This window comes from Streptomyces glomeratus, assembly GCF_021462825.1.
In the GTDB taxonomy this organism is placed as follows: domain Bacteria; phylum Actinomycetota; class Actinomycetes; order Streptomycetales; family Streptomycetaceae; genus Streptomyces; species Streptomyces glomeratus.
Map to the genome: position 1 here is coordinate 101,972 of NZ_JAKEEB010000039.1, position 11,341 is coordinate 113,312.

At 72.2% G+C, this 11,341-nt stretch carries 7 protein-coding genes; 4 read left to right on the forward strand and 3 right to left on the reverse strand.

Translation table 11 applies throughout. The features are described from left to right. Positions 1 to 128 precede the first annotated feature (128 nt). Positions 129 to 1,550 (reverse strand): NsdA family TPR-like regulatory protein, encoded by a 1,422-nt coding sequence (locus LZ604_RS30725; protein ID WP_234519121.1) that lies wholly within the window; start codon positions 1,548 to 1,550, stop codon positions 129 to 131. Between the two features lie 672 nt (positions 1,551 to 2,222). On the opposite strand from LZ604_RS30725, the gene LZ604_RS30730 reads away from it, so the two are divergent. Then, positions 2,223 to 4,307 carry an asparagine synthase-related protein gene (locus tag LZ604_RS30730; protein WP_234519122.1) on the forward strand — a complete coding sequence of 695 codons (2,085 nt, stop codon included), beginning with the start codon at positions 2,223 to 2,225 and terminating at the stop codon, positions 4,305 to 4,307. Between the two features lie 127 nt (positions 4,308 to 4,434). On the opposite strand, the gene LZ604_RS30735 is transcribed toward LZ604_RS30730, so the two are convergent. After that, positions 4,435 to 5,202, reverse strand: coding sequence for a TetR/AcrR family transcriptional regulator (locus LZ604_RS30735; protein ID WP_234519124.1), 768 nt, complete (start codon positions 5,200 to 5,202; stop codon positions 4,435 to 4,437). 381 nt (positions 5,203 to 5,583) lie between these two features. Between LZ604_RS30735 and LZ604_RS30740 the strand changes: the two genes are divergently transcribed. After that, positions 5,584 to 6,984 carry an NAD(P)/FAD-dependent oxidoreductase gene (locus LZ604_RS30740; RefSeq protein WP_234519126.1) on the forward strand — a complete coding sequence of 467 codons (1,401 nt, stop codon included), beginning with the start codon at positions 5,584 to 5,586 and terminating at the stop codon, positions 6,982 to 6,984. 208 nt (positions 6,985 to 7,192) lie between these two features. After that, positions 7,193 to 8,845, forward strand: a complete 1,653-nt coding sequence (locus LZ604_RS30745) for an ATP-binding SpoIIE family protein phosphatase (RefSeq protein WP_234519128.1) — start codon at positions 7,193 to 7,195, stop codon at positions 8,843 to 8,845. Between the two features lie 15 nt (positions 8,846 to 8,860). Here LZ604_RS30745 and LZ604_RS30750 read toward each other — a convergent pair whose 3' ends face one another. Then, positions 8,861 to 10,123 carry an MFS transporter gene (locus tag LZ604_RS30750; protein WP_234519145.1) on the reverse strand — a complete coding sequence of 421 codons (1,263 nt, stop codon included), beginning with the start codon at positions 10,121 to 10,123 and terminating at the stop codon, positions 8,861 to 8,863. Positions 10,124 to 10,305: 182 nt separating this feature from the next. Here LZ604_RS30750 and LZ604_RS30755 point away from each other — a divergent pair, with 182 nt between their 5' ends. Continuing rightward, positions 10,306 to 10,854, forward strand: a complete 549-nt coding sequence (locus LZ604_RS30755) for a MarR family winged helix-turn-helix transcriptional regulator (protein WP_234519130.1) — start codon at positions 10,306 to 10,308, stop codon at positions 10,852 to 10,854. Positions 10,855 to 11,341: the final 487 nt, after the last annotated feature.

Genomic DNA, 11,341 nt, shown 5'->3' on the forward strand with positions numbered 1-11,341 from the left:
ACCCCGGAGGAACCCAAGATCGCGCAGGTCACACGGCCGCGTCAGGTCCCTGGAAAGGCGCCTCGGCCCCGGAGGGCGCGCCGGGCCCCCGGGCCCCCGGAAAGGGACCCGGACCTCCCGGCGCGCGCCTACGCCGGTGCCATCAGCAGCGGCCGTGCCCGCTCCCGCAGCTCCGCCACGCGCGGCTCGTCCCCGTACGGCTCCAGCCGGTGCAGCAGGTCCCGCACGTACTCGGTGGTGCGCGCCGACGATATGCGGCCGGCCACCTCCACCGCCCGCACGCCCTGCTCGCAGGCCGCGTCCAGGTTGCCCGACTCCAGTTCGGCGACCGCCGACACGACCAGCCGCAGCCCGTGCGAGCGCACGAACTCCTCCGTGGGCCGGGACAGCGCCTGCTCGGTGAAGCGGCGGACCTGGCGCGGGGCCTTGAGGTCGCGGTAGCACTCGGCGGCGTCGGCCGCGAAGCGGTCGTAGGAGTAGAAGCCGAGCCAGGAGGGGTCGTTGTCGCCGTCGCGGGCCCGTTCCAGCCAGCCCTCGGCGGCCTTCAGGGCCGCGCCCGCCGCCTGGGCGTCACCCGCGCGCGCATGCGCCCGTGCCTCGACCAGACGGAAGAAGCTCATGGTGCGGGCCGTGGCCAGGCCGCGGTTGCGTTCCAGGGCGGCCTGGGCGAGGTCGACGCCCTCGTCGCCGAAGCCGCGGTAGGTCGCCTGGAGCGACATGGAGGCCAGGACGTATCCCCCGAGGGGCACGTCGGCGGCCGCGCGGGCGAGGCGCAGTGCCTGGATGTAGTAGCGCTGGGCGGCCTCCTGCTGTCCCGTGTCGAAGGCCATCCAGCCGGCCAGCCGCGTCAGTTCGGCGCTCGCCCCGAACAGGGCGCGGCCCACTTCGTCGGAGTAGGAGCCGAGCAGCAGCGGCGCCGCCTCCACTCGTAAGCACTCGGGCACCATCGACGAACGCCAGTCGCCGCCCCCGTACTTGGAGTCCCAGCGCCTGGCGTCCTCTGCGGCCTCGCGGAGTTTCCGTACGTCGCTGTGGCCGACCTTCAGCGGTGCTCCCGATCCGTCGCCGGAGCCCGGGTCGCGCGCCACCGAGCTGTCGGCCGGGGTTATCAGCCAGCGGGAGGCAGGGGTCGCGTAAGCGCTGACTGCGAACGATCCGGCCAGCGACTGCCAGATGCCGCCGCCGGTCCGGCGCCCGGCGAGATCGAGGCGGTACAGCTCCGTCGCCGACTTCACCGCCTGTCCTACGTCCCGGGGGAAGGCGAGGCCCACTTCCGGTGCGGGATCCGCGTCCGCCAGACCGATCTCGTGGAGCGGTACCGGGCGGCCGAGCTTCTGGCCGATGGCCGCGGCGATGAGGTGGGGCGCGGCGCCCTGCGGCACCATGCCCTTCGACACCCAGCGCGCCACCGAGGTCTTGTCGTAGCGAAGCGTCAACCCGCGCTGGGCGCCAAGGTCGTTGACGCGCCGGGCGAGTCCTGCATTGCTGATTCCCGCGAGGGCGAGAACGGCGCCGAGCTTTTCGTTCGGCCCGCGTTGCTCCCTGGACATGCGCCACCCCTCGAACAGACGGCTGCCGCAGCGATGGCATAACCGCGCGGCATTCGTAAACCCAGCGTAGTTCGCCGCATCCCATGCGTTAAGGGGCTTAAATCCGGATGGCGGGATTGTGGTCCGTACCTCAGTACGGAGTGTTGCGGCGTGCTCCTGGCGTGTGGCCGTGCGCCCGCCCGTGCGCTCTTCTCCGGCCACCGGGGGAACGGTTCCATGGGCCGTGCGTGGGTCGGCCCGCTGTACTGGATCCAGTGGGCTGGGGGACACCGCCGCCTCCATCCCCGCGGGCGGCGGACCGGTCCGGGAGGCGAACTCCGCCTCCCGGACTGTGCGTTGCGCAGGGCCTGTACGGAGCGTGCGCACGCCTGCCCGCCCTCCACCGCTTTGGCTGAAAACCGACGGTGGTTTTCGGGGGTGATCAAGCCTCCGACCATGACTCTTGAGGGCGCGAACAGCGTTTTCGGGGAGCGTATCGGGGGCGCATTCGCGTCGATGTCTTTCTCCGTCCCCCCTGCGAGGAAAGGGAGTTCACCGGCTTGTGGCCGGCGGTCCAAGGGCGTGTTGTGGGGCGTGCAAGGCGTGGCGCACGCCCTCCGGCGCGCGTTCTTCGTGGCAGCATGGGAGCCGTTCGTACGGTGCACTGGTTGTCCACAGCCTGTGGAGGCGTCGATGCGGTGGTTGGTGGGATGGAGCAGCACCGCCGCTGGAGCCGCCGGGCCGGGATCGGCCGGAGCCACCGGATACGACGGCGAGACCGTGCACCCGGTCGGCGCCCAGCTTCTGTGGGGCGACCCCGATCCCCTGTGGGCCGTCGGCGACTGGCGCCCCGACGAAGTGCGCGTCGTGAAGGCGGACGCGCAGACCCGGATCGCGGTCCTCGGCACCTGCGGGGCCTCCGACGAGGAACTGCGCGTCGGCCTGTTCGCCGCCCGGGGAGGGGCACTTCGCCATCTGACCGCCTGGTCCGGCAGCTACACCGCCGTCGTCCAGGTCGGGCGCAGGATCACGGTGTGCGGTGATCTCGCCGGCGCGCGCCCCGTCTTCCACACCCCCTGGGCCGGCGGCACCGCCTACGCGACCGCCGCGCTCCCGCTCGCCGACCTCATCGAGGCCAACCTGGACTTCGGGCACCTGGCGGCCCTCCTCGCCGCCCCCGACGTACCGGCCGCGCTCCACGACTCGACCCCGTACGACGGCGTACGGCGCATTCCGCCGGGTCATGCGCTCATCCTGCGCGCGGGGGCCCGGGAGATCGCCGGCTATGAACCGGTCGCCTCCCTGGCGGTCGCCGCGCCCCCGGCGGACCCGGCCGACGCCGTGGACGCGGTGCGCGACGCCCTCGTCGACGCCGTACGCGCTCGGCTGGCGGCACCCCGGCATGTGCCGGGCGTCGAGATCGACCCCGGACCCGTCCCCGGAATGGGACCGGCGGAACGCCGCGCGGCGCGCGGCATGCCCGTTCCCGGCATCGGCGCCGACCTCTCCGGCGGACCGGCATCCGGCACGCTTGCCCTTCTCGCGGCCGGACTTCCGGGGATGCCCGGCACGATCCTCGGACACGGCACCGGGGCCGGTGAACGCCTGCTGGCCGTCACCTTCAACGACCTCGCCGTGCGGGGCCGCGAGGCCGAGCTGGAACGGGCCGGCACCCTCGCCGCCAATCCCCGTCTGCACCATGTGGTGGTGACCGGAGGGGAGGAAGCGCTCCCCTACGCAGAGCTGGAGGGCCCGCTGACCGACGAGCCGGGCCCCTCCCTGGTGACGGCGGCCAGGCACCGCGCGCGACTGGCCTCGGGCAGCGCGGACCACTTCACGGGCTACGGCGCGCGCCAGGTCCTCGACGCGCATCCGGCCCGTCTCGCGGACCTGCTGATGGACCGCAGGCGACGCCATCTCGTGCGTCCGGTCGCCGCGCTGGCGAAGGCGGACGGCTCGGTGATGGTCCCCGCGCGCGTGTACGCCGCGGCGCGGAAGCTGGCCCGCACGTCCTACCGGGCCGGTGTCGCCTCGCTCGCCGACCGTCTGATGCAGCGGCGCTTCGAGGAGCCCGGCGGTGCGGTGGGTGCCTCGCTCGCCGGCCTCACCTGGGCCAGACCGGGGCCGGCGGCACGCTGGCTCACGGGTGAGGCCCTCGCGGAGGTATCGGCTCGCCTGCAAGGAGCCGTGGCCCAGGCGGGCGTCGGTCCCGGGCAGCGCCCCGGCGACCACCGCGCGCGTGCCGCGCTGAGAAGACACGCGGCGGACATACGGGTGCTGGAACAGGCCGCCGAGATCCGCTCCCAGCGGCTGCACTCGCCGTTCCTGGACAATCAGGTCGTCCGCGCCTGCCGTGCGCTGCCGGAGGCGCTGCGGGTGCAGCCGGGGGCGCGGGCGGCGATCCTGCGCACGGTCCTGGAGGGCGCGGGTGTCGGTGGACTGCCGCCCGGCTGGGGCGCCCCCTCGCATGCGTCGTCGGCGGCAGCGGCCCGTGCCGGTCTCCGGGTGGCCGTGCACTCCCTGATGGCCCTGTTCGACACGCCCCTGCTGGCGGAGGCGGGTCTGGTGGAGGCCCGGGTCGTCCGCAAGGCGGTGCGCGCCGCGGTGGACGGCGAGCCCCTCCCGCTGGACGGTCTCGCGGACCTGGTCTCCCTGGAACTGTGGCTGCGCCGCCTGCTCGCCCGCCGGGGCACGTGCTGGTCGGGCACCCCCGCCCGGGCGCGGGCGGTACCGGCGGGCATATCGGCACGTGGGCGGGCGCTCGGGGCTGGGGCGTAATCGCCGTACCCCGACGGCAGACCCCACCCGTACGCACGCGTCCCCGACCCCCGTACGCGGGCGACGCAGTGCCCGCGTACGGGAGGTCCGCCGGGTGGTGGGCCCCCGCGCCGGGGGCCCGGACGACTCACGCCGGGCGGGAGCGCAGGCCCTCCAGGAGGATGTCGAGCAGCCGGGCCGAGGCCGCCGCCTGCTGTGCCGCGTCGGGCAGCGAGGGCGCCGCCGTGGCGATCACCAGCAGCACGTCCGAGACGGTGACGTCCGGCCGCAGCTCACCCGCCGCACGCGCCCGCTCCACGAGCTGTCCCACGACCTCCAGCAGCGTCGTCGTGCCCACGTCGTCCGGTTCCGGCGCGGGCCGCTGGGCCACGAGCCGCAGCTCGGTGGCCGAAGGGGTCCACTGCTGCGGCAGCCGCGCCCCGTCCACGGGCGCCGCGCCGGGCCCCTCGGTCTCTTCCTCGACGACCCCGACCCGAAGCACCTGCGGCGGCAGCAGCCGCCCCGCGCCCGACGCCACCGACGTCCGCAGGAAGCGCGACAGCGCTGACCACGGTTCGTCCTCCTGGCCGAGTGCCGCCCTGGCCTGGTCGGTCAGCCGGGAGGTCTCCTCCTCGGCTATCCGCCGCACCAGGACGTCCTTGCTCGGGAAGCGCCGGTAGACCGTACCGACGCCGACCCGCGCGCGCCGTGCCACGTCCTCCATCGGCGCGCCGTAGCCCAGTTCGCCGAAGACCTCGCGTGCTGCGCGCAGTACATGTTCCAGGTTGCGCTGTGCGTCCACCCGCAGCGGCGCCGTACGCGCAGCGTCCTCGCGTCCGTTGCCCGCCGCAGTGCCCACCGTGCCCGCCGCTGCGACAGCGGACGCGGATGACCAATGAGAGTCCTGAATGTGCATAAGTGTTCCCCCGGTAATGACGTCTCCCCCCGGAGACTCTCCCCGCCATCGGAAGCCGGAGCGTACGGAATGAGCGTCGTACGTGACCGGGCCCGCCCGTCGCGAGCCCGTCGAGCTCATCCCCCTTACACCCCGTCGACACACGAACATAGTTGAGAGGGGGTCAATTCAGAAGGGGCAGGTTCCGCACGGAGCGCCCCCCGATCGGAGTACGGGTCGGCTATGTCCAGATTGCGCCCCCGAGTTTCACCGGGCCCACACCCACTGACCTGCGATTTTTCCGCGCACTCCGGTAATCCGGCCAACCCTGCCGGGTACCGCCGTCCGGTCACACAATGTGCCAGACCTGTGGACAAACTCGCGCGCCCGGTGCGTCATGGGATGGTGACGGCTGCATTCCATCGGGCGACGCCCGCCGAACCCCCGAAGCGTGTGCGCATCCTCATCGTCGGCGGCGGCTACGTCGGCCTGTACACGGCCCTGCGGCTGCAACGGAAGCTGAAGGCGGAACTCGCCCGGGGCGAGGCGGAGATCGTGGTGGTCTCACCCGATCCCTACATGACCTATCAGCCGTTCCTGCCCGAGGCGGCCGCCGGAGCCATCTCGCCGCGCCATGTGGTCGTACCGCTGCGCCGGGTCCTGGACGGCTGCCGCGTGGTCATCGGCGAGGTCACCTCCGTCGACCACGCCAAGCACACCGCCACGGTCGCCACCCTCGCCACCGAGGAGAGCGGGCGGACCGAACAGTTCCCGTACGACGAACTCGTCCTCGCCCCGGGCTCGATCTCGCGCACCCTCCCCATCCCCGGCCTCGCCGATCACGGCATCGGCTTCAAGACCCTGGAAGAGGCCATCGGCCTGCGCAACCACGTCATCGAACAGATGGACATCGCCTCCTCCACCCGTGACCCGGCGATCCGTGACGCGGCCCTCACGTTCGTCTTCGTCGGAGGCGGATTCGCCGGAGTGGAGGCGCTCGGCGAGCTGGAGGACATGGCGCGCTACGCCGCGCGCTACTACCACAACGTGAGGCCCGAGGACATGAAGTGGATCCTCGTGGAGGCAACCGGCCGCATCCTCCCGGAGGTCGGGGAGGAGATGGGCCGGTACACGGTCACCGAGCTGCGCCGCCGCAACATCGACGTACGCCTCGAAACCCGCCTGGAGTCGTGCGTCGACCGGGTGGCCGTCCTGTCCGACGGCGCACGCTTCCCGACCCGTACGGTCGTGTGGACCGCCGGCGTGAAGCCCCACCCGGTGCTCGCGGCCACGGACCTGCCGCTGAACGGCCGCGGGCGTCTGAAGTGCACCCCCGAGCTGAGCGTGGAGGGCGTCACGCACGCGTGGGCCGCGGGGGACGCGGCCGCCGTCCCGGACGTCACCGCGGAGGAGCCGGGCGCGACGACCGCCCCCAACGCCCAGCACGCGGTGCGCCAGGCCAGGGTCCTCGGCGACAACATCGTGCGCTCACTGCGCGACCAGCCCCTGGAGACGTACGCCCACAAGTACGTCGGCTCGGTCGCCTCCCTGGGGCTGCACAAGGGCGTCGCGCACGTCTACGGGCGCAAGCTGAAGGGCTACCCCGCCTGGTTCATGCACCGCACGTACCACCTGAGCAGGGTGCCCACCTTCAACCGCAAGGCGCGGGTGCTGGCCGAGTGGACCCTGGCGGGACTCTTCAAGAGGGAGATCGTCTCGCTCGGCTCACTCGAACATCCCCGTGCGGAGTTCGAACTCGCGGCCGGTGGAAAGCCTTCAAGGGACCCGAAGGGGTCGTCCTGACCGGATACAGGAACTCCCCCGGAATGGCCGACGTCTGACGGATGTCGGCCCGGTCCGACAGACTGGTCCCCGACCATGGGCGGGCCGATCCCCGCCCTGACGAACACATCAGGCTTTCCCCACTGTGCCGCTACCCCGGGGGCAGGCCCCCGGACTCCCGACCGGATCCGGAGCCGGCCGGCCACGACAACGACGAGGCAAGGAATCGGTGAACTTCACGCGCTGGAGCGCCCGGCTCCCCGGAACGCAGCGCCGCGCCGCAGCGCGGACCGAGCACGCGGTCACCCCGGACCGGCGGGGGGAAGGCTCCGTGCCCGCGGCCCGCGCCGAGCGGCTCACCGAAGACCCGCCGGGCGTGCCCGCCGTCGACGAACTGCCGGTCCGCGAGGTCCTCGATCGCATCCCGGCCCTCGTCGCCCTGGTGCACGGCCCGGACCATCGCGTCGCGTACGTCAACGACGCCTACGCCGCGGCCTTCGGTCCCCGGCCACTGGGCGAACCCGCGTGCGAGGCGCTCCCCGAGCTGGCGGAACTCGGGCTCCTTCCGCTTCTTGACCAGGTGCTGCGCAGCTCCAGGCCGCGCACGGTCAAGTCCCGCAGAGCGCCCGGCGGCCGCTCCTACACGTTCACATGTACACCGGTCGACGTACCCGGCGGCACCTCCCGGGGCGTGCTGGTGTTCGCCGCGGACGTCACCGACCACGCCGAGGCAGCCGAGCGGCTGCGCGCCAGTGAACGCGAGCAGCGCCGCACGGCGGTGACCCTTCAGCGCTCCCTGCTGCCCCAGGAGCTGGAGCAGCCCGACGATCTGCGCATCGCCGCCACCTACCAGCCCGGTGGCACGGAGGCCGCGGTCGGCGGCGACTGGTACGACGTCATCACCCTGGGCGGCGGCCGCACGGCCCTCGTCATCGGCGATGTGATGGGCAGAGGCGTCAGGGCCGCCGCGGTGATGGGTCAGCTCCGCACGGCCGTCCGCGCCTACGCCCGACTCGACCTGCCTCCGCATGAAGTCCTCCAGCTCCTCGACGGCCTCGCCACGGAGATCGACGCCAACCAGATCGCGACCTGTGTCTACGCCGTCCACGACCCCAACGAGGGCCGCCTGGTGTATGCCTCGGCCGGCCACCTTCCGATCCTGGTCCGCGACGAGAACGGCAGTGTTCTGCGCGCCGACGAACCCACCGGCCCGCCGCTCGGCACCGGTGGCTGGATGCATGCGTCGGGCTCGGTTCCGCTGGGACCCGGTTCCACCGCCGTCCTGTACACGGACGGTCTCGTCGAGCGCCGGGACGCCGACCTGGACGAGGGCATCGCGGCCCTGGAGAGCGCCCTCGCGGGCGCGACGGGCACGCCGCAGGTGGTCTGCGACCGCCTGGTGCGCTCGGCAGGCGTCACCGCGGGTCACGACGACGACGTCGCCGTTCTCGTCCTCCAGCACCCCGCGCGTACGGGCCCGGACGGCGACCTCTTCCGCAACGCCGCCCTGGAGCTGCTCGGCGGAGTGGAGGCGGCGCCACGCGCGCGTGCCTTCGCCTCCGGGGTCCTGACGAGCTGGCGGTTCCCGGCGGATCTGCACGACCTGGGGGTGCTGGCGGCGAGCGAACTGGTGGCGAACTCGCTGCAGCACGGCATGCCGCCGATGAGGCTGCGCCTCAGACGCACGGACCGTCGGCTGATCATCGAGGTGACCGACGGAGACGACCATCTGCCCCGTCGCCGCCGGGCGGAACCGGCGGACGAGGCGGGGCGGGGCATCGCGATCGTGGCGACGATCGCGTCGAACTGGGGCTCGCGCCGTACGCCCGGGGGCGGCAAGGCGGTGTGGTGCGAGTTCGCCCTGCCACGGGGAGCGGGCTGAGCGGCGGGGTCCGGCTCAGGCGCGCGCCGACGCGGGTTCCGCCGCCGGGCCTCCCTGCGCCACCACCAGGGTCCGCCCGGACCACGGCTGGTTCTGCGCGGGGGTGAGCCGGCGCCCGAGCCGGACGGCCAGAACCGTGATGCCCAGGGAGAACAGCAGGAAGGTGACGACGTACGGCGCGGGCAGCGACGCGGCCAGCGGACCGCCCACCACCGGGCCGACCGCGAGGGCCAGCTGCTTCACCAGAGCGAAGGCCGAGTTGTACTGACCGGCCATCCCCGTGGGCGCGAGGTCCGCCACGAGCGGGGCGAGCGTCGGCGACAGCATCGCCTCACCGAGACCGAACAGCGCATACGTCGAGACGAACGCGGCGGTCGCCATGGCCTGGCTGCCGTGCCCGAGCCCGGCCCACCCGGCCAGGGCCCACGCGACGGCCCAGATGAACCCCACCGCCGCGATGACCCGGGACCGCTTGCGCCGCTCCACGAACTTCAGCACCGCGAACTGCGCGACCACGATCACGGCCGTGTTGGCGGCCAGCGCCGTACCCAGAGCGGACGTGGAGATGCCGGCAGCCTCGACGCCGTACGCGCTCAGACCCGACTCGAACTGGCCGTAGCAGGCGAAGAACAGCACGAAGCCCAGCACGCAGAGCTGCACCATGGCCCGGTTGCCCAGCAGCCGCTTCCAGCTCGCCCGGCCGCTGTGCGGGGCTCCGTCCTCGATCCTCGGCGCGTGCGGGATCCGGACCGTCGACATGAGGACGGCAAGCAGCAGGAAGATCGCGGCCTCTACAGCGAACAGCAGGGTGAAGGAGGCGGCGCGGGAGGTGTCGACGAGGTCGCCTCCGATCAGACCGCCGACGCCCAGGCCCAGGTTCTGGAGGAAGAACTGGAGGGCGAAGGCGCGCGACCGGGTCTCCGACGTCGAGCAGTCCACGATCATGGTGGCCAGCGCCGGCTGCATCACGGCCTGCCCGGCACCGAGCACCGCGGCCGACAGCAGCACGCTCACCGCGGACCCGGAGAGTCCGAGGGCAAGCGATCCGAGGGCGGCGGTGACGAGGGCGGAGAGCAGGACCGGAAGGGGGCCGCGCCGGACGATGGCCCGTCCGGCGAACGGCAGCACCACGAGCGCGGCCACGGCGAAGACGGCGAGTACGACACCCGCCGTCGCGGCACCGAGATCCCGCACCTGCGCCACATAGACGTACAGATACGGCACGGTGAAGCCGAGGCCGAATGTGCTGAGTGCGTTGCCCACGTGGATCCGGCGCATCGCTGCGCCCATCGCCCTGGTCACGGTCACCTTCTTCCTTGAGAGGAGGACACCTCGAGGAGCGACCCGGAGGTCTTACCCTTGAAGCGGTTAGCCCTGAACACTTAGAGGCTAAAGTTCGAAGCTAAACAGTACACGCCGAAGGACTTCAACGCCAAGCGGGGGCGTGCGATACTGCGGCCATGGGCGACAACCCCGGCGTCAGTGAGCCGACCCTCGACGAACAGATCGCCGCATACCAGCGCGAGTTCCAGGACCTGGACCCCCAGGTCGAGAAGATCGTCTCGGCGCTGTCCCGCCTCAACCGCCGGATGAACGTGGCCTACGGCCGCCAGACCGCCGGGCTGGGCATCAGCAACGCCGAGTGGGAGGTCCTCAAGGCACTCGTCCTCTCCGGCGCCCCCTATCGGATGGGCCCGAGCGATCTGGCCAAGCGGCTCGGCCTGACGCCGGCCGCGATGACCCACCGCATCGACCGCATGGTGAGCGAGGGTCTGGTCACCCGGGAGCGCGACGAGGCCAACCGGGTCCGTGTGATCGTCGAGCTGACCGCTGAGGGCCGCGAGAAGTGGCTGGAGGCGATGCGCCTGGCCTCCGGGTTCGAGGAGGACCTCCTCCAGGACCTCTCCTCCGAGGAGCGCAACGCCCTCGGCGACGCGCTGACCCGTCTGCTGCGCCGTGTCGAACACGCCCAGCCCGATGCTGGGGGACGTCTGAGCGACCTGGACTGACGCTCAGGGAGGTTTGCCGGCGTCTCCTCCTGGGGAGGCTTGACAGTCCACACCTCGATCCGTAAAGTTCTTCGGGTTGCCACGGAGCCGTAACGGTTCTGCGGCAGCACCTCCGCCGCAGCAGCGGCAGCAACCCACTCAGCAAGATCACCCAACGGGGTCGAATTCGGCGCGCCCGAATTCAATTCGATTTGGGTACGGCGACTCCGATCCACCGCGATTGGGAATCGCCGGAGAGATCCGCTAGGGTTGGAGGCGTCGGAACGGCCCAAGGGCCGGGAGGACGACCCCGGTTGACTGGGGATCAGGAGCCGAACGGGCCGGAAAGGCCCCAGGGAATCTGATAAAGTCGACACCGCCGGAAGGCCGAAAGGCCGGAAAGCGCCGAGGAAATCGGGCCGAGAAAAGGTCTGATAGAGTCGGAAACACCGAAGGGAAGCGCCCGGAGGAAAGCCTGAGAGAGTCTCTCGGGTGAGTACGAAGGAAG